The following is a 21882-nucleotide window of genomic DNA, read 5'->3' on the forward strand; positions in this document are numbered from 1 at the left end:
AAGTAATTAAATTTTATAATTAGAAAGAGCAATTTTAACACACTGTCACTTTGTCACTTTGCTTAAAATAATTGTATCTTTGCAATTGCTTCTTTTTGCAGGCATGAAAATTGACTTAAAATAGTTTTTATTTTAAATATGGAAAAGGTTATTGACGAAAGCAAACAAGGCGAAAGTCTCGTTTTAGAAAATAAAGAACAAAATACCCGTAAACTTTATATAGAAAGTTTCGGTTGCGCTATGAATTTCAGCGATAGCGAAATTGTAGCCTCCATACTTTCCGATCAAGGATACAACACAACACAAAACCTTGAAGAGGCAGATCTGGTTTTAGTAAACACGTGTTCTATTCGTGATAAAGCAGAACAAACTGTTCGAAAAAGACTTGAAAAATATAATGCTGTAAAACGTATCAATCCAAAAATGAAAGTTGGTGTTTTAGGCTGTATGGCAGAACGTTTAAAAAGTAAATTCCTTGAAGAAGAAAAAATTGTAGATTTAGTTGTAGGTCCCGATGCTTATAAAGATTTACCCAATTTACTTGCAGAAGTTGAAGACGGAAGAGACGCCATAAATGTGATTCTTTCTAAAGAAGAAACCTATGGAGATGTTTCGCCAGTACGTTTAAATAGTAATGGTGTTACAGCTTACGTTTCAATTACCCGTGGCTGCGATAACATGTGTACATTTTGTGTGGTGCCTTTTACGAGAGGTCGCGAAAGAAGTCGGGATCCCCAAAGTATTTTAGAAGAAATAAACGATTTATGGACTAAAGACTTTAAAGAAATTACACTTTTAGGTCAGAATGTAGACAGTTACCTTTGGTATGGTGGCGGCTTGAAGAAAGATTTCGAAAAAGCTAGCGATTTACAACAAGCAACAGCCGTTAATTTTTCCAATTTATTAGATATGTGCGCCAAAGCATATCCAAAAATGCGAATTCGTTTTTCAACATCAAATCCACAAGATTTAACTTTGGATGTTATTGAAACTATGGCAAAGTACAGCAACATTTGCAAGCACATTCATTTACCTGTCCAAAGTGGAAGTAACAGGATTTTAAAAGAAATGAATCGCTTACATACACGCGAAGAATATTTTGCTTTAATAGATAATATTAAACGTATCCTTCCGGGATGTGCTATTAGTCAGGATTTAATTGCTGGTTTCCCGACAGAAACAGAACAAGATCATCAAGATACTTTAAGTTTATTGGACTATGTAAAATACAATTTCGGTTTTATGTATACCTATTCCGAAAGACCGGGAACTATGGCAGAACGCAAGTTGGTAGACGATGTTCCTGAGGATGTAAAAAAACGTCGATTGGCAGAAATTGTACAACGACAACGCGAACATGGCGCTATTAGGACTGAAGCATACTTAAATACGGTAGTAGAAGTTTTAATTGAAAAGGAATCTAAAAAATCGGATACTGAATGGTCTGGAAGAACCCAACAAAATAGTGTGGCTGTTTTTCCAAAAGAAAATTACAAAATTGGCGATTTAGTAAAAGTAAAAATAAACGATTGCACCAGCGCAACCTTAATTGGGGTAGCAATAGGATTATCAATGGATAGTTAATAATGAATAATTATTCCAAATTAGTAACAACCATTTTTCATTATTCACTTTTAATTCTTAATTAAATATATGGAATCAATTCAAGCTACAAAACAAAGATTTGGAATTATTGGCAACGACGCCAAGCTTAATCGTGCCATAGAAAAAGCTATTCAAGTAGCGCCTACGGATATTTCCGTATTAGTTACTGGAGAATCTGGTGTTGGTAAAGAGAGTATTCCTAAAATAATTCATCAGCTTTCCCATAGAAAGCATGGAAAATATATTGCTGTAAACTGTGGAGCCATTCCGGAAGGAACCATAGACAGTGAGCTTTTTGGTCACGAGAAAGGTGCTTTTACAGGAGCTACTCAAACACGTTCTGGATATTTTGAAGTTGCAGATGGCGGGACCATCTTTTTAGATGAAGTTGGCGAATTACCACTAACAACGCAAGTGCGTTTGCTACGTGTTCTTGAAAATGGCGAATTCCTTAAAGTAGGTTCCAGTCAAGTACAAAAAACCAATGTTCGGATAGTAGCAGCTACTAACGTCAACATGTTTGAGGCAATTAAAAAAGAGAAATTCCGGGAAGATCTTTATTACAGATTAAGTACAGTAGAAATCCATTTACCTCCTTTAAGAGATAGAAAAGAAGACATTCACTTATTATTCAGGAAATTTGCTAGCGATTTCGCCCTAAAATATAAAATGCCTACCATTAAATTAACAGACGAAGCCATTGCTTTGCTTTTAAAATTTAGATGGAGTGGAAACATCAGACAATTACGAAATGTGGCCGAGCAAACTTCGGTTCTAGAACAAAATAGAACGATTAGTGGACCAACGCTTCAAGGCTATTTACCAAGCGAAGGCAGTAATTTACCAGCCATTATTAAAACTTCGAAGGCTGATAGCGATTTTAGTAACGAACGTGAAATTTTGTACAAGGTTTTGTTTGATATGAAAAGTGATTTGAACGACCTGAAGAAATTGACCATGGAACTCATGAAAAATGGCAATGCTAAAGATGTTCAAAAACAAAACGAAGGTTTAATTCAAAAAATTTATGGCGAAGAGGACGAACAAACTGAAGAAGCTCTTGACGATTTAGAAGTTTTAGCTATTGCTGAAAACAGTACTAAATACAAAACCCCTACAGAAGAACCACAAGACAAATATCATTTTGCTGAAGAAATTGAAGAGGAAGAAACGCTATCTTTACATGATAAAGAATTAGAATTAATAAAAAAATCCTTGGAACGTCATCAAGGAAAAAGAAAATTGGCAGCTGCCGAATTAGGTATTAGCGAACGCACCTTATATAGAAAAATTAAGCAATACGACTTATAATATCTACTATGAAATTATATAAAATTACACTTTTAGTACTTATTTCACTTACTATTTTAGGCTGTGGTGCATACTCTTTTACTGGAGCTTCTATTCCATCAAGCACAAAAAGCTTTCAGGTTAACTATTTTAAAAATAATGCCGTTTTTGTGGAACCTGGTTTAGACAGACAATTTACTCTAGCTTTACAAGATTTACTGCTTAATCAAACTAATTTAGAATTGGTGAATTCCGGAGGAGATTTGGTTTATGAAGGTGAAATTGTCGATTACCGTATTTCTCCAACAACAGCTACAGCAGACAACACAGCAGCACAAAACAAACTAACTATCACAGTAAATGTGCGCTTTTTTAATAGAAAAAATGAGGAAGACGATATGGAACAACGCTACTCTTTCTTTTATGATTATGCAGGAGATGTCAATCTGGTTGGAGGAGAAAAAATAACAGCTATCGAAACTATTTTTGAACGCTTAACCCAAGATATTTTTAATGCAACATTAGCTAAGTGGTAAGAGAATGAATCAAAAGGCATTTATAGAAATACTTCAAAATCCGCAAAATATCTCTGCTGAAAACACAGCGGCCTTGCTTGCTATTACGGAAGAATTTCCATACCTTCAATCGGCTAGAACTTTATACCTCAAGGGCTTAAAAAACAAAGAAAGCATAAAGTACAACCAGGAATTAAAAACAACTGCAGCTTACACGTCAGATAGAAGTATTCTATTCGATTTTATTACTTCGGAAGAATTTCTTCAAAATGAAATTTCAAAATACATCAAACAAAATACCGCAAATTTAAAAGAGATTACTGTAGACCTCGAAGATATCTCCGTTGCTAAAAGCGTCTCTATTGACGAAATCCTAAAACAACAAATACAAGATACAGATGGTGTTCTGGATCCTGAATTATTTCAACCTAAAATTAAACTAAAAGAAGTTGCAAATTTTAGCTTAGATGAAACACAAAAAATTGAAGTAGTAACTAAACCTCCTGTTATTAAAGATGACATTTCACCAGATAGCATTTTAGAATTAGGAAAACCTTTACAATTTACACACAGTGAAACACATTCCTTTAACGAATGGTTAAAGATAACCCGTTTTAAACCTATTGAAAGACCAACTTCTTTAGAGGCAAATAAGACTGAAACCATAATATCTATGGATGATTCGCAGTTGGAAAGAAATAAGAAATTCGATTTAATAGATAAGTTTATCACTACAAATCCTAAATTAAAACCAAAGCAATTAACCAGCAATAACACCAATCTTGCGGAAGAACAGATGATTCAACCAGAATCATTAATGACAGAAACTTTAGCCAGAATTTATGTGGAACAAAAAAACTATAAAAAAGCAATTCAATCTTACAACATTTTATGTTTGAAATATCCAGAAAAAAGTGGTTTCTTTGCAGACCAAATTAAAGCAATAAAAAAATTACAAGAACAAAACAATAAATAATATGAGTACGTTTACAATATTTTTAGCATTAATCGTAGTTGTAGCCTTTTTACTAGTAGTAGTTATAATGGTACAAAACCCAAAAGGAGGCGGATTATCTTCATCATTTGGTGGTGGCGGAACGCAACAACTTGGTGGTGTAAAGAAAACAACCGACTTTTTAGACAAAAGTACTTGGACTTTAGCAGCTTTAATGTTAGCATTAATCTTACTTTCTAATGTTGCTATCAACAAAGGAACAAATGTAGTAGATTCTAAAGCTTTAGACATAGATGCGACAACAATGCCTGTTGCTCCTGCTCCTGTTGCTACTCCTACTGCTCCCGAAGCAACTAACAATGTTGCGCCAGAGACAGAAACAGAGTAATTATATTGTCTTTTAAAAAATTAAAAAATGCCAACTAAATTAGTTGGCATTTTTTTTTAATGAAATTTTGTCAGGCTTCTTCTATTGGCACATTTTTAGCACACTCCTAAAGTGAAAACATTAACTATATAATTAAAAACATAATAATATGAGTTTAAAAATTAAACCTTTAGCAGATAGAGTTCTTATTGAACCTGTAGCAGCTGAAACAAAAACTGCTTCTGGAATTATCATTCCTGATAATGCAAAAGAAAAACCTCAACAAGGTAAAGTTATGGCTATTGGTAAAGGCACTAAAGACGAACCAATGACTGTTAAAGTTGGAGATGCTGTTCTTTACGGTAAATACTCAGGAACGGAACTTAAACTTGAAGGAAAAGATTATTTAATGATGCGTGAAAGCGACATTCTTGCAATTATATAATTGCAAATTTCCAAAAAATTAAAAAAACAAATTCCAATGATCTCCAATCAAATAATAGTAATTCCTTTTTGGAATTAAGTATTTGAATTTTGAGATTTAAAAATTTTAAATAAAATTTTTCATTATGGCAAAAGATATTAAATTTGATATAGACGCACGTGACGGTTTAAAACGTGGTGTGGATGCATTAGCAAATGCAGTAAAAGTAACCTTAGGCCCAAAAGGTAGAAATGTAATTATTAGCAGAAGTTTTGGTGCACCTCAAGTAACTAAAGATGGTGTAACTGTTGCTAAAGAAGTAGAATTGGAAAACGCTCTTGAAAACATGGGAGCTCAAATGGTAAAAGAAGTAGCATCAAGAACCAACGATTTAGCTGGAGATGGTACAACTACCGCAACCGTTTTAGCACAAGCAATAGTAAAAGAAGGGTTGAAAAACGTTGCCGCAGGTGCAAATCCAATGGATTTAAAGCGTGGTATTGATAAAGCTGTAGAAGCTATTATTAAAGACCTTGAAAAACAAGCTAAAAAAGTAGGTAACTCTTCTGAAATGATTAAGCAAGTTGCTTCAATCTCTGCAAATAACGACGATACTATTGGCGAATTAATTGCTAAAGCCTTCGGAAAAGTTGGTAAAGAAGGTGTTATTACTGTTGAAGAAGCAAAAGGTATGGAAACATACGTTGATGTAGTTGAAGGGATGCAATTTGACAGAGGATATCTTTCTCCGTATTTTGTAACTGATGCTGATAAAATGATTGCCGATTTAGAAAATCCATACATTTTATTATTCGACAAAAAGATTTCTAACTTACAAGAAATTCTTCCAATACTAGAACCAGTTGCACAATCTGGACGTCCACTATTAATAATTGCTGAAGATGTAGATGGCCAAGCCTTAGCTACTTTAGTGGTTAACAAATTACGTGGTGGATTAAAAATTGCTGCTGTAAAAGCTCCAGGATTTGGTGATAGACGTAAAGCGATGCTAGAAGATATTGCTATCTTAACTGGTGGAGTTGTAATTTCTGAAGAAAGAGGTTTTTCTCTTGAAAATGCTGACTTAAGCATGTTAGGTACAGCAGAAACAATTACAGTTGACAAAGACAATACAACAATAGTAAATGGAGCAGGAAGCGCTTCAGATATTAAAGCTAGAGTAAATCAAATTAAAGCTCAAATTGAAACAACTACAAGCGATTACGATAAAGAAAAACTTCAAGAACGTTTAGCTAAATTAGCTGGTGGTGTTGCTGTACTTTATGTTGGTGCTGCTAGTGAGGTTGAAATGAAAGAGAAAAAAGACAGAGTGGACGATGCATTACATGCAACTAGAGCTGCTGTTGAAGAAGGCATTGTTGCTGGTGGTGGTGTTGCTTTAGTAAGAGCAAAATCTGTTCTGGACAAAATAACAACTGAAAATTTAGACGAAGTAACAGGAATACAAATTGTTGCTCGTGCTATTGAAGCTCCTTTACGTACCATTGTTGAAAATGCAGGTGGTGAAGGTAGCGTAGTAGTTGCTAAAGTTATGGAAGGAAAAGGTGCTTTTGGTTTTGATGCCAAAACAGAAACTTATGTAGACATGCTTAAAGCTGGAATTATCGATCCTAAGAAAGTAACACGTATTGCATTAGAAAATGCGGCTTCGGTTGCAGGAATGATCCTTACTACAGAATGTGCTTTAATAGATATTAAAGAAGATGCGGCTTCTATGCCACCAATGGGTGGAGGTATGCCAGGCATGATGTAATCAAGAATCTTGAATACACAAATTATAATAACTAAAAACGCCTCAATTTCTTGAGGCGTTTTTTTTATTCTATATTTATTTGAAAACTTAATTGATAATTAAGCTACTCCACAATAAGTCAATCATATGTTCTCCTTCATTGTCTCCATCACCTCCTAAATTCATGGTCATGATAAGAATACCTTCATCTTTTTTTCCAATTGCAGAAATTTCGTAAACTTCCAATTCACCTTTATATTCTAATTCGGCTTTTAAAACTTTCAATTTTTCACCACTTTCAAGGGTTCTTTCGTAATCTTTTCTTTCTAAAGTATAGCCATAACTTACACTCTCTTTAATTACTTCATTTAACATCATTTCCTGCAACATGGTAGGATCGAATGTGTCATACTTCTGAATAATAATTCCAGAACCACCTGCAGTCATTAACATGATTTGCTCAATACCTTCATCAATGGCCGTTTTCGAAACTTTATGATTCTTCGAATATTTAAAATCATAAAACGTATCATTATAAAATAAGGTGTCCTTTTCTTTTACCAAAATTTTAATGGTCTTTCCGTTCACTTTGAATTCATAATCTTCATCTAAGGAAATTTCTTGGGATTGATCGTTAACAGTTATAATAAAATTGGATTGAGAATATACGTTTGAAAATAATAAACAGGTAAAAATTAAAAGTAATTTCTTCATGATAATCGGTTAGTTATTAGACTTGCAATATAAAAAAAAAGTCCAAACATATATTTGGACTTTTTTATATAGTTTTTTAATCATCTTTATGATCGTCTACTACAGACTCTTCACGATATTTACAACAATCATGTACACTATTATAAGCTTCATTTGTTGCTACAACATTTTTAGTGTCGTGACCAACTGCTGCAATATTGTTTTCAATGGTTGCAACATTGGTTTTATTTTCGTCATAAATAATTTTCAACTCATGGGTGTTTACATCCCAAACAGCCGATTTTACACCCTTTGTTTTAAAACAAGCTTTCTCAATGCGGTCTTTACACATGTTACAAACACCATCTACTTCCATGGTTGCTCTTGCATTTTTGTTTTGCGAAAAAGCAGTGAAACTAATAAGCATCACCAATAATAATCCTAGTTTTTTCATAATTTTTATTTTTAAATTGTTATTGTTTTATTATTCTATATTAAATCGTAATCCTGCATAATAGGTACTTCCAAAAATGGATCCATAAACAAAAGTTGTATCAAAATAGGATCCAAAAGGATCGTCTGATGCTAAAATAGCTTTTTCTTGTCTAACATCTGTAATATTTTCTCCGCCAAAATATATTTCAAATCTTGGTGAAAACACTTTTGTTACTTGAGCATTTAAGGAGCCAACCGTTGGCGAATATTCAGGAACTTGATAAGCTACAGGGTTAGCTGTCGTGGAAGAAAAACGTTGTTCGCTTAACCAATTATAGGTTACATCAAACTTCCAATGCCCTCCAGTTTGTTGCAAATTTGTTTCATAAGACGCATTGGCAAACAAACGGTTTTGAGCTGTTAATGGTTTTTCCAATAAGCCAGAATCATATTGTGTTTTCACATCGTAATACTTATAGGCCAATCTCAAATCGAAATTTGTAAACACATTATAGTTAAATTCAAATTGAAAGCTATTGGCAAAACTTTTACCATCTAAATTATAAAAACTCACGGCTCGTGGATCTTCATAATCTACAACCACTTGATTGATGAAATTGGTTTTATAAAAATCGAATGTAACATCGGCTTTTTTTCCAAAAAGATTAAATCCTTGTAAAAAAGAAATTCCATAGTTCCATGCTATCTCAGGGTCTAAACCATAAATGGGGCCTCCATCATTTATGACGTTTATCATCCTAGAAGTAGCAAACATACTTTGGTTTTCGGCAAAAATATTAGCACTTCGTTTACCACGACCTACAGAAGCTTTTATAGCCGATTTCTCCCAAGGAGTATAACGAGCATGCAATCTTGGAGTTAAAAATAGTCCAAGTAAGTTATGTTCATCTACACGAAGGCCGGCGGTAATATTTAGATTGTCTAAATTATCATAATTGTATTCAAAAAAACCACCAATAGAAGCTTCTGTACGTCCATAAGGTGTGTTAATTACCATTTCATTATAATGATCATATGTATAACTTAATCCTGTTTTAATTTTATGTCTAGAATCGCTTATAATGGAATTATACATTGCATTTATATACAGACTGTTATGAGTTATATCATACACATTAAGTCCAAAATAGGACTCTTGTTCATGCCAGCTATAAGCAGATTGAAAACCTATACTCTGGTATGGAATATTTGGATTGACATATCTTAGTTTAACCGAGGCCTCAAAGCGCCTAGTATCTATAGCACTTCCCCAAGAATTGGTAGTTAATTTATCTGTATCTGGATCAAAATCTAATTGACCACCTTGTTTGTTGTCATCTAAATATTTCACATTTATAAAGCTGACTAAACCTTTCTCGGGATTGGTATATTGCCAACGATTCATCAGGTTAATTTGATTATAAATAGGCATATCCATAAAGCCATCATGATTGACATCATGCTTTTTATTATGTATATTTCCATGAATATATAACCCTGTATCCCATTTATCGGAAATCTTAGTATTCAAATGCGCATTGAGTTCTAATCGGGTATTACTTGCTCCATAAAGATTGACATATAATGACTTATCAATTTTTGGTTTTACCAGCTCAGTATTGATTTGCCCGGCAATACTTTCATAACCATTAACAACACTTCCTGCTCCTTTTGTAATTTGAATACTCTCTACCCAGGATCCTGGAACAAAACTTAAACCATAAGCTTGTGATGCACCACGAATGGAAGGAACATTCTCTGTAGTAATTAAAATATACGGTCCCGTTAAACCTAACATTTTTATTTGCTTTGTTCCTGAAACAGCATCAGCAAAACTAACGTCGATGGATGGATTTGTTTCAAAACTCTCAGATAAATTACAACAAGCAGATTTTAAAAGCTCATCGCTACTCATATTTATAACGTTTTGCGATGACAAATAAGACTTGGCAGTTGCTTGATTTCTGGACGTTAAAACAACTTCCTTTAAACTGCTAGTTGGTTCTAAGAAATGATTAATATCATCTGTGTTTTTAACCGTAAGAGTGTCTGTTTTATAACCGACATAACTGATCACTATTTTTTTGTATTCGATTTTATAGGGAAGCGTAAATTTCCCATCAAAATCGGTTACAGAGCCAACGGTTGTATCTAACCAATACACATTTGCTCCCGTAATAGGAGTGTGTTTATTTTGTTCGTTTACTTCCATAATCATCCCTTTAAGTGTCTCTTGCGAAAAGGAAAACAGAGGAAGTAAGGCTATTAAAAATACTATTTTTTTCATATTAAAATGAATTTATTAGCATGGTAATAACCATAATTAAAACGATGGAATCTTCTGTTATGATAGCTTCTGCTTTGGAAACATAAACGCGTTTCCCGAAAATTACTTTAACAGCATTTTTGCAAGTCAGACCTGCAATGTGATATGTATATGTCATTTTTGAAATGATATTTGATAATATTTAGTCTTTAATCCATGAATTCTTGCATTGGCAAAAATCCAGATTGCACTCACCATTTAATGATGAGATGGGTTTCGATGAACCTAAAGTTTATCGATTTCGCAGAAAAAAAATATCAAATAATAAAAACCTGATCGAGAACTTGAATATCTGCAATCAGATTGGGTGGAGTGTAATTTTTATAAGGTATTACCAATTCTGGTAAGCCCTGAAAAAGATTGAAATAAGAATGAACAAAAGCACTTAGAAAAACCTGCTGATGAAACTCTAAGTCTTCAAGAGATGTTTTCTTTAATTTATCTTGACCTTTTACAATATGAATTTCGTCTTTACAACAATGTTTTTTTTCTAAAGCAACTAAAGCTTCAGAATCCATATCTAAAATACAACTATCAACTTTAGAAAATATGGCAACATCAATTAAATTATCGCCACAATAGTGTTTTTCAACCGTAAAAGATAGGGTTGAAAGCAATACCAAACAGGCAATGGTTATTGAAAAGGTTTTATGTAAAAATACTTTTATCACTTAGCAAAATTACAAAAAAACCAATTGATAAACATCTTTTCATTAGGATTAACATTTATGAACGTTGTTTGTGATAATAGAAAGCGGGAATCAGTAGTAAAGCAATTAAGGGTTGGATTAAAAATCGTCTCACATTAAAAAATAAATAATAATCCTCTTGTCTTGGGTTTATAACAAAATAGAGGAACATGGATATTAAAATGAAATAAGAAACTGAGTAAATTAAAACCGAAAACTTAAGAATACTCCTATCCTTAAAGAGTACAAACAAAATTCCTAAAGAAATGATTGTATTCAAAACATAACGAAGCGTTGTAGAAGCAACCAACTTAACAACTTCTTGTCTTGGCGAATCTATATATAAATAATCATTTTGAAAGAAAGTTAAATAAGGATCGTAAAACAATTGCACCTCAAAGATTCTTATAAGAACCAATAAGCCTATTAAAACAATAAACGATATATATTTCATCACTTTATTCATGGCTCTCCTTGTGATTAGAAAAACGATTCACCCAAAATAGCCAAAGTAAACAAACCATCCCATAAATAATGGCTGGAAAAATAACCGTGTGCAAAATATCTTTTCTCCACGGATAGTGGTACAAACCTATGGACAAAATAACGACACGAATTAAATTGACCACATAAATCAAGACACTTCCTGCCAAGACATATAAAAAGGTGGTTTTAATTTTTCCTGTAAAAGCAATTATAAAAGATGCAAACAGAATGATAACACTAACAGAGTTGCAACCTTCTATAACCCTTGCAACATATTTATTATTAATAATCAATTTCATGGTAGGCTCTGTTGCATGAGGAACCACTTGCGCTTGATACCCTAAACTTTCAAGAATTTCTCTACTTTGCTTGGCTACCAAATTTGTCATATAATCTGGATAATAAGTCTCGCTTGAGCCATATTGCAAATACAATTTATATGAAAAAGTTAGAACAGCATACACCAAAAGAAAGGTTAGAATAAACTTAAGGACCGATTTATATTTTATAATGAGTTCTTTCAAAAAATAATGTTTAAGTACGACGTTAAAATTATACAAAATACAAGATACAATGGTGGTTTTTAAATACTTTTGTCCAAAATTTTTGAACAATGACTTTTATATCGCTAAAACCACAAGTAGAATCCCTTATTTCTTCAACAGAAAAAACCGTTGATGAACGCTTAAAAAACATTTGCGAACTTTTAGAATCTGAAATCCCACATTACAATTGGGTAGGCTTTTATTTTAAAAATGGCGATAAAAACGAACTCAAACTCGGTCCTTATGTTGGCGAACCTACAGATCATATCATTATTCCTTTTGGAAAAGGTATTTGTGGCCAAGTAGCTGTTAGCAACCAAAACTTTGTAGTACCCGATGTGGCTGCGCAAGATAATTACATTGCTTGTAGCATTACTGTGAAAGCGGAAATTGTAATCCCCATTTTTGTGAATGGTGAAAATATGGGACAAATAGATATCGACTCGAACACACCAGACCCGTTTACTGAAGAAGACGAACGCTTTTTGGAATTTGTTTGTGCTAAAGTATCAGAAATACTTTAAATTCTAGGTGTAAATTTTTTGATTCAAACTTCAATGTTAACAACTTCATTATTTAGTTAAAAAATCATCTCATTTTCAAGATGTCTTTGAGCTTCATTTTTGCTTTTAATTAGTACTTTTGCACTCATAAACAACAACTAACATTTTTTTTTGAAATAATTTCATTTTAAAAAGAATGACCACACACACAACACAACTAAAATGAGCAACAAAAAAACTATTAAATCGGCTTTAATTTCTGTTTTTAGCAAAGACGGATTAGAACCTATTGTAAAGCAATTACACCAACAAAACGTAACCCTTTATTCTACAGGTGGAACCGAAAAATTTATTAAAGATTTAGGTATTCCTGTAGTTCCAGTTGAAGATGTTACCTCCTACCCTTCTATTCTTGGAGGACGTGTAAAAACATTACACCCAAAAGTTTTTGGTGGTATTTTAAACAGACAAAATAACGAAAGTGACGCGAAAGAATTAATCGACTTTGAAATACCTCAAATCGATTTAGTGATTGTTGATTTATATCCGTTTGAAAAAACCGTTGCTTCTGGAGCAAGTAATCAAGATATTATTGAAAAAATAGATATTGGAGGGATTTCATTAATTCGTGCCGCAGCTAAAAATTACGCAGATGTAGTTTGTGTATCTTCTGTTGATGATTATAGCGAGTTATTACAATTACTTCAAACTAAAAATGGAGATACTTCTGAAGACGACAGAAAAAACTTTGCTGCCAAAGCATTTAATGTGTCTTCTCATTACGACTCAGCTATTTTTAATTATTTCAATAAAAATAATGAAATAGCTACTTTAAAAATTAGCGAAACACAAGCTCAAGTGTTGCGTTACGGCGAAAACCCACATCAAAAAGGATTTTTCTTCGGGAATTTTGATGATGTTTTCACCAAACTTCATGGTAAAGAATTAAGCTACAACAATCTTTTAGATGTAGATGCGGCTGTTAATTTAATAAACGAGTTTAAAGGAGAGGCTCCAACCTTTGCCGTTCTAAAACATAATAATGCCTGTGGGTTTGCACAACGTGAAACCGTATTAGATTCTTATGTAGATGCCTTGGCTGGAGATCCAGTATCAGCTTTTGGAGGTGTTTTAATAAGTAATACTGAAATTGATTTAGCAACTGCAGAGGAAATTCATAAATTATTTTGTGAAGTAGTGATTGCGCCATCGTTTTCAACTGATGCAGAAGCTATTTTAAAAGGTAAAAAGAATAGAATATTGCTTGTTTTAAAGGACTTCGAATTCCCTAAAACAACCGTAAGAACGTGTTTAAACGGCGTTTTAGTTCAAGACAGAAATTCTAAAACAGATACTCTAGAAGATTTATCTTATGCTACAAACAATAAACCAACAGAAAACGAGTTAGAAGATTTGATATTTGCATCTAAAATTTGCAAGCATACCAAATCGAACACCATCGTAATAGCTAAAAACAAACAGTTATGTGCTAGTGGTACAGGACAAACAAGTCGTGTGGACGCATTAAATCAAGCCATTCATAAAGCGCAATCTTTTAAATTCGATTTAAAGGGAGCTGTTATGGCAAGTGATGCTTTTTTCCCGTTCCCAGATTGTGTGGAGATTGCAGATAATGCAGGGATTTCGGCTGTAATACAACCTGGCGGATCCATTAAAGACCAGTTAAGCATCGATTATTGTAATGATAACAATCTAGCCATGGTGTTTACAGGAACGCGTCATTTTAAACATTAACATCCCCATGAAAATGGGGATCTCATCATGAAAGTGAGACCTCAAAACATACCGCAACGAAGCATTTTTATCGTTGAAAAATGGAAATTTAAATTTCGAAATGGGATTGGTATAATTTAATAATTGAGTATCTCATTAAATATTGAAAATCAATAAGAAAAGCAAAGATATTTATTGCATAACTTTTATTACATTTACAAGATAAGATTAACAACCCTCAAATAAACGACTGTAGCACATGGGATTTTTTGACTTCTTAACCGAAGAAATAGCAATCGATTTAGGAACTGCAAACACACTAATTATTCATAACGATAAAGTGGTTGTAGATAGTCCTTCTATTGTTGCCAGAGACAGAATTTCTGGAAAAATTATTGCTGTTGGTAAAGAAGCCAGCATGATGCAAGGAAAAACTCACGAAAATATTAAAACCATTAGGCCACTAAAAGATGGTGTAATTGCAGATTTTGATGCCAGTGAACAAATGATAAGCATGTTTATTAAAAATATTCCTGCTTTAAAAAAGAAGTTTTTTACTCCTGCTTTACGCATGGTTATTTGTATTCCTTCTGGTATTACAGAGGTTGAAATGCGTGCTGTAAAAGAAAGTGCTGAGCGTGTTAACGGAAAAGAAGTTTATTTAATTCACGAACCAATGGCCGCAGCTATTGGAATTGGTGTAGACATTATGCAACCTAAAGGAAACATGATTGTTGATATAGGTGGAGGAACAACAGAAATTGCTGTTATTGCACTTGGTGGTATTGTTTGCGATAAATCGGTTAAAATTGCTGGTGATGTCTTCACAAACGATATTGTTTATTACATGCGTACACAACACAACTTATATGTTGGAGAGCGTACTGCCGAAAAAATAAAAATTCAAATTGGTGCCGCAACTGAAGATTTAGAGCTTCCTCCAGAAGATATGAGCGTTCAAGGACGTGATTTACTTACTGGAAAACCTAAGCAAGTACAAATTTCATATAGAGAGATTGCAAAAGCATTAGATAAATCCATTTTACGTATTGAAGATGCCGTTATGGAAACTTTGTCACAAACACCTCCAGAATTAGCCGCAGATATTTACAATACTGGTATTTACCTTGCTGGTGGAGGATCTATGTTAAGAGGTTTAGACAAGCGTTTGTCTCAAAAAACAGACTTACCTGTCTACATTGCAGAAGATCCATTAAGAGCTGTTGTACGTGGCACAGGAATCACTCTAAAAAACTTACCTAAATACAAAAGCGTGTTGATAAAATAGCCTAACAAATGCAGCAAATAATAAACTTCATCATAAGAAACAAATCGTTTTTGTTATACTTATTGTTGTTTTCCCTTGCTTTTGTTTTCACTATTCAATCGCATTCGTATCATAAAAGTAAATTTATAAATTCCGCAAATTTTTTGTCAGGAGGCATTTATAATTCTGTAAATAATGTGAGTGAATACATTCACTTAGAAAAACAAAACGAATTACTTCAGAAAGAAAACAACGATTTAAAGTCTTTGTTATATAATACCACCGATTCTCTAAACAGAAGCTTTACAGATACAACCTATTCGGGAATTTCCTATAAATTCACCCCTGCCATCGTTATCAAAAATAGTTATTCTTTAAGCAATAACGTGTTGTTGTTAAACAAAGGTAGAAGAGATAGTATCCAGCAGGATTTTGGGGTTATTTCTTCAGAAGGTTTGGTTGGAATTATAGACAACACGAGTAAAAAATACGCTACGGTTATTTCTGTTTTAAACACCAGTAGCCAAATTAGTGCGCAATTGAAAAAATCGAATCATTTTGGTTCTTTAATTTGGAATGGGAAATCGCCATATTTGGTGCAATTAACCGAGATCCCAAAAATAGCTCCAATTGAAATTGGAGATACTATAATTACTTCTGGACGCTCATCCATTTTCCCAAAAAACATTCCAATTGGAACCATTGACAGTTTCAATCTAGATACGGCTCAAAATTATTATGTCATTCACGTAAAATTATTTAACGATATGACAAGCATGGAACATGTGTATATAATTGAGAATAAAGACTCAAACGAAATAAATAAGCTAATTAACAACACGAATGAATAGTCTTATTTTTACACATACTTTTAGGTTTATAATTCTTGCTATGTTCCAAGTATTAGTATTGAACCATATTAATTTTTTAGGCTATATAAATCCGTCTTTATACATTCTATTTATCCTGCTATACCCTTTAAAAAACAATCGGGTTATTTTTATTTTTGTAAGTTTCCTATTAGGTTTAACCATAGATATGTTCATGGATTCCGGAGGTGTGCATGCTGCCGCTGCTGTTACCATTGCTTTTATAAGACCTTTTGTTTTAAAATTTTCTTTTGGCGCTGTTTATGATCATCAAACAATGAAATTTGGGAATGTAGAATTTGGCTCAAAACTTACATACATCACTATTTTAACAGTAGTACATCAATTCGTTTTATATGCCTTAGAAATTTTTAACTTTTCTAAAATAATTTTAACACTTCAATACACGTTATTCTCCAGTATATTTACTATTATATTATGTGTGCTAACAACTATAATTTTTAGCAGGAGAAATAAATGAGACAATTTTTACTTTTTATAATCATCATTTTAGTAGGCCTTACCTTTATTGCTAGGCTTTTCTATCTTCAGGTTTACAACTTAGAAGAGCATAGTTTATTCGACGATAACGCCATTAGAAAAGTTTACGACTATCCAAAACGCGGTTTTGTTTACGACAGAAACGGAAAACTTTTAGTTTCAAACCAACCATCATACGATGTGATGGTAATTCCTCGTGAAGTAAAACCATTAGATACTCTAGAATTCTGCTCTCTTTTAAAAATTGATATTGAACAATTCAGAAAATTCTATAAAAAGGCCTATCACTATTCTCCAAGATTACCTTCTGTATTTGTGCCACAACTGTCCAAGGAAGATTATGCCGCGCTTCAGGAGAAGATGAGAAAATATGAAGGTTTTTACATCCAAAAACGTTCTTTAAGAGATTACCAAACATCTATTGGTGCCAATGTATTAGGCTATATTGCTGAAGCCACCCCTTATCAAATTGAAACTAACCCTTATTATAATATGGGGGATTTAGTTGGAAAACAGGGAGTTGAAGCGTCTTATGAGAATACATTACGCGGTGTAAAAGGCATCAAGTTTATTCAAAAGGATAGATTTAATAAAAACATAGGTCCCTATAAAAATGGCGTGTATGACACCATTCCAGAACAAGGAAAAGACATAACGATAACCATTGACGCAAAACTTCAAGCTTATGGTGAATTGTTAATGCAAAATAAACGTGGAGGAATTATAGCCATTGAACCAAGTACTGGAGAAATTTTAACTATGATTGCTGCTCCAACCTACAATCCTAATTTATTGGTAGGAAGAGATCGTTCTAAAAATTTCACTAAACTTTATAATGATTCTATCGCAAAACCACTATTTAACAGAAGTTTACAAGGTGTATACGAACCTGGCTCTCCTTTTAAATTAATGAATGCCTTAGTTGCCTTACAAGAAGGAGTTATCTCCACCAAAGAAACTGTAACCTGTTATGCTGGTTATAAATACGGAAGCCGATTTATGAAATGCCATTGTAGAGTAGGCACTAGAAATGACATGATTCATGGTATTCAAGAATCCTGTAATGCTTATTTTGCCACAATTTACAGACGTATTTTAGACAATCCGAAAAATGCTTCCATTGGAATAGACATTTGGAGTAAGCATGTAAAAAGTTTTGGCTTAGGAGATTTTTTGAATAACGACTTGTACGTTGGCCAAAAAGGAAGAATCCCAGACAGAGATTATTATAAGCATATTTATCCTAATACGTTCTACTCCACTTATACTTTGTCCAATGCTATTGGACAGGGAGAAGTTGCAACCACACCTATCCAATTAGCTAACATGATTGCTGCCATTGCAAATAGAGGTTTTTACTATACGCCACATATTATCAAAGATATAAAAGATGAAACTATAGATATAAAGTACACAACTCCAAATTACACGACTATAGACAAGCAACATTTTGAACCAGTTATTGAAGGTATGTTTAATGTTTATAAATATGGTACTGCTAGTCAATTACAAATTCCAGGAATAGAGATTTGTGGAAAAACTGGTACTGTAGAAAATTTTGTGAAAATTGATGGTGTAAAAACTCAATTAACCGACCATTCTATTTTTGTAGCCTTTGCTCCAAAAGACAACCCGAAAATTGCCATTGCCGTTTTTGTAGAAAATGGTTATTGGGGAAGTCGTTTTGCAGGTAGAATTGCTAGCTTAATGATTGAAGAATATATTAATGGTGAGATTACAAGAAATGACATGGAAAATTGGATCCTTACTCATAGTCTCGAAAATGAATACGCCAAACCTTATTCAGGAGAACCTTTTAAAATTAATAGAGGTACAACTTTACAAGTTATTCCAACAGAAGATTCCAATAAGATAAAAAAACAAATTGAAGCATTACAGTAATTTAACATGTATAGAGAAACAAACAGACACTTCAAATTCGATTGGATTAGTATTATTATTTTCATGCTTCTTGTTGGTTTTGGGTGGTTAAACATTTTGTCTGCCTCTCATGTTGGAGAAACCGTAGATTATTTTAATTTCTCTCAGCCTTACGGGAAACAGCTTATATTTATTTTCTTAACGATTTTATTAATAATCCTCATCCTTTCAATAGATTCCAAGTTTTATGAACGGTTTTCTGGGGTTATTTACATTATTTCTATGCTCTCATTAGTAGGGCTTTTTATTGCAGGAAAAAATGTTAATGGAGCCACCTCTTGGTATGGAATAGGAGGTATGACGCTACAACCTAGTGAATTTGCTAAAGCAGCTACGTCTTTAGCTATTGCAAAATTTCTAAGCGATTTACAAACCGACCTAAAAAACTTTAAAGATCAAGTTAAGGCCTTTATAATTATTGCTATTCCGGCTATTTTAATAATCTTGCAAAATGACACGGGAAGCGCCCTAGTCTATGCCACTTTCTTTTTTGTGTTTTACAGAGAAGGTTTACCTAAAATATATTTAATAATTGCCACGTTGCTTGCATTCATTTCTATTGGTTCTTTAAAATTTGGGGATATTACTACTAGTATTATTATTACCCTTGTCATTTTAGGATATCACTTTACCAGACGCAAAAAACCGGCTTTTATTAAAACAATATTAACTATTCTAGCCTGTATTATTTTAAGCTTTGGAGTTGAATTTTTATACGATAACATGTTGCAGGCCCATCAAAAAGATCGAATTAGTCTATGGCTAAGATTGGAAAACGATCCCGATAAACTTGCAGACATGCGACGCGATATTCTGTATAATCTTTACGAATCTGAAAAAGCGATAAGTTCCGGAGGAATAACCGGAAAAGGTTTTCTACAAGGCACAAGAACCACGGGGAAATTTGTTCCAGAACAACATACAGATTATATATTTAGTACCGTAGGCGAAGAATGGGGGTTTGCTGGAACCGTATTTGTAGTAGTCCTCTTTGTTCTCCTTTTATTGCGAATTCTGCATTTAGCCGAATTACAAAAATCACAATTCAGTCGCGTTTATGGCTACAGTGTCGCTTCCATTCTCTTCTTCCATTTTATGATTAATATAGGTATGGTTATGGGGCTTATTCCAACCATAGGTATTCCGCTACCCTTCTTTAGTTATGGTGGTTCTGGGCTTTGGGCATTTACTATTTTGCTCTTCATTTTTATCAAACTAGATTCCAATAGAATTAATGAGTGGTAGTTAACTTCATCTTAATAAAGATGTGCTTTTTTAAAATGGCACCGTTTTTGTAATGATAAAAAAGCCAGAATTTTAATTCTGTTTTTGTTTTTCAGTATTTCTAAAAAAATTGGAATAAGCTGAAAAATCACATTAAATAAATTTTGAAAGAACTTAAAAATCACAAATAATGTACTTTTTGAAACAATTAATCTAGATTATAAGATTTTTTTGTACTTTTAATTCAGTAAAACACCCTTTTAATATAATAAAAAAAAATTATGAAAAGTTTATTCAAAAAATTAAGTTTCTTGTTACTTACTATTTTCCTAACAAGCAATATTAGCGCACAAGTTAACGCTGATTATGACAAAAGCACTGATTTCAATAAATACAAAACGTATTCTCTAGAAGGCTGGGCAAAAAACAGTGATCAACTTTTAAACCCATTTGATAAACAGCGCATTACGGATGCTCTTAAAAGCGAACTGGAATCAAGAGGTATAACATTAGTAGAGACTGGTGGTGAAATAGCAGTTACACTTTATTTGACTATTAAACAAGCTACAGATTATACAGCCTATACTAATTTTAATGGTGGTATGGGATATGCTGGACGTTGGGGTTATGCTCGAGGAATAGGAATGGGAATGGGATCTGCTTCAACAAATGTAAGCGAAACCAACTATAATGTTGGAACCTTAATAATTGACATGTACGATAGTACTAGCAAAAGCATGATTTGGCAAGGTGATATGACATCAGATATTGAAACAAATGCTTCTAAAAGAGATAAAACTATCCCTAAAAAGATGAGCAAATTAATGAAAAAATTCCCAGTTGCACCGCTTAAAAGCTAAGTGCCATTGATTTTTTAGAATTTAATAAATTGATGCCTTTAATTTTAAATTAAAATTTAAAGTCTATATTTACTATTATAAGAAATATTAAAAGAATTGATATGTCTCTTTTCTTTTAATATTTTTTTTTTCAAAAAGATTACCATATCTAATATTTAATATCATATTATGAAAAGCACGATTATTACTATTAGCTTGTTCTTAATGTCTTTAGTAGGACATTCACAAGAAGCAAAAACAATGGACTCTACGGCTATTTTTATTTTAGACCAAATGAGCGATAATATAGGGAATTTACAATCTGTAACTTTTGACTTAAGTAATTCGATTGATGAATTAGATCACCAAGATAATATTGTCACCCAATTTTCGACAAGTACCATTACTTTTTCTGGTCCTGACAAACTTATAGTTAGAACTGATGGAACAAAAGGTAAAACTGGCTTTTGGTACGATGGAACTTACGTTACCTATTACAATTATGATGAAAACAATTATGTTACATTAGAAGTTCCAGATACAACTATTGAAATGATTGAAACCATGCATAAAAACTTCGATTTTGATTTTCCTGCAGCAGATTTCTTTTATCCTAGTCTTACAGACGACATGATAGAACAATTTGATTCTATTACCTATTTAGGAAAAAAAGTGGTTAAGGGAGAAGAATGTTATCATATTTTGGCTGTAAATGAAACACTGAATGTGCAAATGTGGATTTCAAATAAAACATTTTTATTGCCTAAGCATTTTATAGTAACTTATAAAGATAAATCGAATCTTCAATATGAATCGACATTTGATAATTGGTTAATAAATCCAACAATTCCAGAATCGGCATTTTCTTTTCTTGCTCCCCCTAAAGCAAGACTAATTAACATTATGGAAAAGTAATAAAAC

23 protein-coding genes are annotated in these 21882 nt (G+C 32.8%); 16 read left to right on the top strand and 7 right to left on the bottom strand.

Annotated elements, in window-relative coordinates:
* The first annotated feature begins 138 nt into the window (after nt 1-138).
* The 7 genes from miaB (at nt 139) to groL (ending at nt 6930) form a co-directional block, all read left to right on the top strand.
* Nucleotides 139-1584, top strand: coding sequence for a tRNA (N6-isopentenyl adenosine(37)-C2)-methylthiotransferase MiaB (gene miaB / locus IEV77_RS00120; protein WP_188460654.1), 1446 nt, complete (start codon nt 139-141; stop codon nt 1582-1584).
* A gap of 69 nt (nt 1585-1653) precedes the next feature.
* On the top strand, nt 1654-2916 hold the full coding sequence (locus IEV77_RS00125) for a sigma-54 interaction domain-containing protein (protein ID WP_188460656.1): 1263 nt from the start codon (nt 1654-1656) through the stop codon (nt 2914-2916).
* Nucleotides 2917-2924: 8 nt separating this feature from the next.
* Nucleotides 2925-3431 (top strand): LptE family protein, encoded by a 507-nt coding sequence (locus IEV77_RS00130; RefSeq protein ID WP_188460657.1) that lies wholly within the window; start codon nt 2925-2927, stop codon nt 3429-3431.
* A gap of 4 nt (nt 3432-3435) precedes the next feature.
* Nucleotides 3436-4386, top strand: a complete 951-nt coding sequence (locus tag IEV77_RS00135) for a DUF8458 domain-containing protein (protein WP_188460660.1) — start codon at nt 3436-3438, stop codon at nt 4384-4386.
* A gap of 1 nt (nt 4387) precedes the next feature.
* Nucleotides 4388-4753, top strand: a complete 366-nt coding sequence (secG, locus tag IEV77_RS00140) for a preprotein translocase subunit SecG (protein ID WP_188460662.1) — start codon at nt 4388-4390, stop codon at nt 4751-4753.
* A gap of 148 nt (nt 4754-4901) precedes the next feature.
* The gene (locus IEV77_RS00145) at nt 4902-5177 is read left to right on the top strand and encodes a co-chaperone GroES (protein WP_188460664.1); all 276 of its coding nucleotides are present in this window, start codon (nt 4902-4904) and stop codon (nt 5175-5177) included.
* A gap of 124 nt (nt 5178-5301) precedes the next feature.
* Nucleotides 5302-6930, top strand: a complete 1629-nt coding sequence (groL, locus tag IEV77_RS00150; RefSeq protein ID WP_188460666.1) for a chaperonin GroEL — start codon at nt 5302-5304, stop codon at nt 6928-6930.
* An 87-nt stretch (nt 6931-7017) separates the two neighbouring features.
* Here groL and IEV77_RS00155 read toward each other — a convergent pair whose 3' ends face one another.
* From IEV77_RS00155 to xrtF, 7 genes are all read right to left on the bottom strand, one after another.
* Nucleotides 7018-7623, bottom strand: coding sequence for a hypothetical protein (locus tag IEV77_RS00155; RefSeq protein WP_188460668.1), 606 nt, complete (start codon nt 7621-7623; stop codon nt 7018-7020).
* 76 nt (nt 7624-7699) lie between these two features.
* Complete coding sequence (locus tag IEV77_RS00160; protein ID WP_188460670.1) at nt 7700-8056, bottom strand: heavy-metal-associated domain-containing protein; 357 nt, start codon at nt 8054-8056, stop codon at nt 7700-7702.
* A 30-nt stretch (nt 8057-8086) separates the two neighbouring features.
* A complete protein-coding gene (locus tag IEV77_RS00165) occupies nt 8087-10324 on the bottom strand; it encodes a TonB-dependent receptor (protein ID WP_188460672.1) in 2238 nt (745 codons plus the stop codon).
* Between the two features lies 1 nt (nt 10325).
* A complete protein-coding gene (locus IEV77_RS00170) occupies nt 10326-10481 on the bottom strand; it encodes a hypothetical protein (protein WP_188460674.1) in 156 nt (51 codons plus the stop codon).
* 139 nt (nt 10482-10620) lie between these two features.
* The gene (locus IEV77_RS00175; protein WP_229736545.1) at nt 10621-11034 is read right to left on the bottom strand and encodes an HYC_CC_PP family protein; all 414 of its coding nucleotides are present in this window, start codon (nt 11032-11034) and stop codon (nt 10621-10623) included.
* Between the two features lie 55 nt (nt 11035-11089).
* Entirely contained in the window at nt 11090-11518 is a 429-nt protein-coding gene (locus IEV77_RS00180; protein WP_188460676.1) for an exosortase F system-associated membrane protein, read from the bottom strand.
* Nucleotides 11511-12062, bottom strand: coding sequence for an exosortase family protein XrtF (gene xrtF / locus IEV77_RS00185; RefSeq protein ID WP_188460678.1), 552 nt, complete (start codon nt 12060-12062; stop codon nt 11511-11513). The genes IEV77_RS00180 and xrtF overlap by 8 nt, the downstream gene beginning before the upstream one ends.
* Before the next feature lie 89 nt (nt 12063-12151).
* Between xrtF and IEV77_RS00190 the strand changes: the two genes are divergently transcribed.
* The 9 genes from IEV77_RS00190 (at nt 12152) to IEV77_RS00230 (ending at nt 21876) form a co-directional block, all read left to right on the top strand.
* Nucleotides 12152-12607 (top strand): XrtF-associated fRMsr-like GAF protein, encoded by a 456-nt coding sequence (locus IEV77_RS00190; RefSeq protein ID WP_188460680.1) that lies wholly within the window; start codon nt 12152-12154, stop codon nt 12605-12607.
* A gap of 201 nt (nt 12608-12808) precedes the next feature.
* Nucleotides 12809-14341, top strand: a complete 1533-nt coding sequence (gene purH, locus IEV77_RS00195; RefSeq protein WP_188460682.1) for a bifunctional phosphoribosylaminoimidazolecarboxamide formyltransferase/IMP cyclohydrolase — start codon at nt 12809-12811, stop codon at nt 14339-14341.
* Nucleotides 14342-14579: 238 nt separating this feature from the next.
* Entirely contained in the window at nt 14580-15608 is a 1029-nt protein-coding gene (locus tag IEV77_RS00200) for a rod shape-determining protein (protein WP_109309704.1), read from the top strand.
* An 8-nt stretch (nt 15609-15616) separates the two neighbouring features.
* Complete coding sequence (gene mreC, locus IEV77_RS00205) at nt 15617-16438, top strand: rod shape-determining protein MreC (protein ID WP_188460684.1); 822 nt, start codon at nt 15617-15619, stop codon at nt 16436-16438.
* The gene (locus IEV77_RS00210) at nt 16431-16937 is read left to right on the top strand and encodes a rod shape-determining protein MreD (RefSeq protein WP_188460686.1); all 507 of its coding nucleotides are present in this window, start codon (nt 16431-16433) and stop codon (nt 16935-16937) included. Before mreC ends, IEV77_RS00210 begins: the two co-directional genes overlap by 8 nt.
* The gene (gene mrdA, locus IEV77_RS00215) at nt 16934-18859 is read left to right on the top strand and encodes a penicillin-binding protein 2 (RefSeq protein ID WP_188460688.1); all 1926 of its coding nucleotides are present in this window, start codon (nt 16934-16936) and stop codon (nt 18857-18859) included. Before IEV77_RS00210 ends, mrdA begins: the two co-directional genes overlap by 4 nt.
* A 6-nt stretch (nt 18860-18865) precedes the next feature.
* Entirely contained in the window at nt 18866-20143 is a 1278-nt protein-coding gene (gene rodA / locus IEV77_RS00220) for a rod shape-determining protein RodA (protein ID WP_188460690.1), read from the top strand.
* A 260-nt stretch (nt 20144-20403) separates the two neighbouring features.
* Nucleotides 20404-20982, top strand: a complete 579-nt coding sequence (locus IEV77_RS00225; protein ID WP_188460691.1) for a DUF4136 domain-containing protein — start codon at nt 20404-20406, stop codon at nt 20980-20982.
* Between the two features lie 168 nt (nt 20983-21150).
* Nucleotides 21151-21876 (top strand): DUF2092 domain-containing protein, encoded by a 726-nt coding sequence (locus IEV77_RS00230; protein WP_188460693.1) that lies wholly within the window; start codon nt 21151-21153, stop codon nt 21874-21876.
* Nucleotides 21877-21882: the final 6 nt, after the last annotated feature.

The sequence above is a fragment of the Xanthomarina arctica genome (assembly GCF_014638915.1).
GTDB lineage: Bacteria > Bacteroidota > Bacteroidia > Flavobacteriales > Flavobacteriaceae > Xanthomarina > Xanthomarina arctica.

What these genes read in the sequence shown, in the direction of transcription:
- IEV77_RS00225 (WP_188460691.1), top strand. Translation starts at nt 20,404, where the DNA reads ATGAAAAGTTTATTCAAAAAATTAAGTTTCTTGTTACTTACTATTTTC.
- mreC (WP_188460684.1), top strand. Translation starts at nt 15,617, where the DNA reads ATGCAGCAAATAATAAACTTCATCATAAGAAACAAATCGTTTTTGTTA.
- mrdA (WP_188460688.1), top strand. Translation starts at nt 16,934, where the DNA reads ATGAGACAATTTTTACTTTTTATAATCATCATTTTAGTAGGCCTTACC.
- IEV77_RS00135 (WP_188460660.1), top strand. Translation starts at nt 3,436, where the DNA reads ATGAATCAAAAGGCATTTATAGAAATACTTCAAAATCCGCAAAATATC.
- IEV77_RS00145 (WP_188460664.1), top strand. Translation starts at nt 4,902, where the DNA reads ATGAGTTTAAAAATTAAACCTTTAGCAGATAGAGTTCTTATTGAACCT.
- IEV77_RS00180 (WP_188460676.1), bottom strand. Translation starts at nt 11,518, where the DNA reads ATGAATAAAGTGATGAAATATATATCGTTTATTGTTTTAATAGGCTTA.
- purH (WP_188460682.1), top strand. Translation starts at nt 12,809, where the DNA reads ATGAGCAACAAAAAAACTATTAAATCGGCTTTAATTTCTGTTTTTAGC.
- IEV77_RS00200 (WP_109309704.1), top strand. Translation starts at nt 14,580, where the DNA reads ATGGGATTTTTTGACTTCTTAACCGAAGAAATAGCAATCGATTTAGGA.
- IEV77_RS00125 (WP_188460656.1), top strand. Translation starts at nt 1,654, where the DNA reads ATGGAATCAATTCAAGCTACAAAACAAAGATTTGGAATTATTGGCAAC.
- rodA (WP_188460690.1), top strand. Translation starts at nt 18,866, where the DNA reads ATGTATAGAGAAACAAACAGACACTTCAAATTCGATTGGATTAGTATT.
- IEV77_RS00160 (WP_188460670.1), bottom strand. Translation starts at nt 8,056, where the DNA reads ATGAAAAAACTAGGATTATTATTGGTGATGCTTATTAGTTTCACTGCT.
- secG (WP_188460662.1), top strand. Translation starts at nt 4,388, where the DNA reads ATGAGTACGTTTACAATATTTTTAGCATTAATCGTAGTTGTAGCCTTT.
- IEV77_RS00170 (WP_188460674.1), bottom strand. Translation starts at nt 10,481, where the DNA reads ATGACATATACATATCACATTGCAGGTCTGACTTGCAAAAATGCTGTT.
- IEV77_RS00165 (WP_188460672.1), bottom strand. Translation starts at nt 10,324, where the DNA reads ATGAAAAAAATAGTATTTTTAATAGCCTTACTTCCTCTGTTTTCCTTT.
- IEV77_RS00190 (WP_188460680.1), top strand. Translation starts at nt 12,152, where the DNA reads ATGACTTTTATATCGCTAAAACCACAAGTAGAATCCCTTATTTCTTCA.
- IEV77_RS00210 (WP_188460686.1), top strand. Translation starts at nt 16,431, where the DNA reads ATGAATAGTCTTATTTTTACACATACTTTTAGGTTTATAATTCTTGCT.
- IEV77_RS00230 (WP_188460693.1), top strand. Translation starts at nt 21,151, where the DNA reads ATGAAAAGCACGATTATTACTATTAGCTTGTTCTTAATGTCTTTAGTA.
- groL (WP_188460666.1), top strand. Translation starts at nt 5,302, where the DNA reads ATGGCAAAAGATATTAAATTTGATATAGACGCACGTGACGGTTTAAAA.
- IEV77_RS00155 (WP_188460668.1), bottom strand. Translation starts at nt 7,623, where the DNA reads ATGAAGAAATTACTTTTAATTTTTACCTGTTTATTATTTTCAAACGTA.
- miaB (WP_188460654.1), top strand. Translation starts at nt 139, where the DNA reads ATGGAAAAGGTTATTGACGAAAGCAAACAAGGCGAAAGTCTCGTTTTA.
- IEV77_RS00130 (WP_188460657.1), top strand. Translation starts at nt 2,925, where the DNA reads ATGAAATTATATAAAATTACACTTTTAGTACTTATTTCACTTACTATT.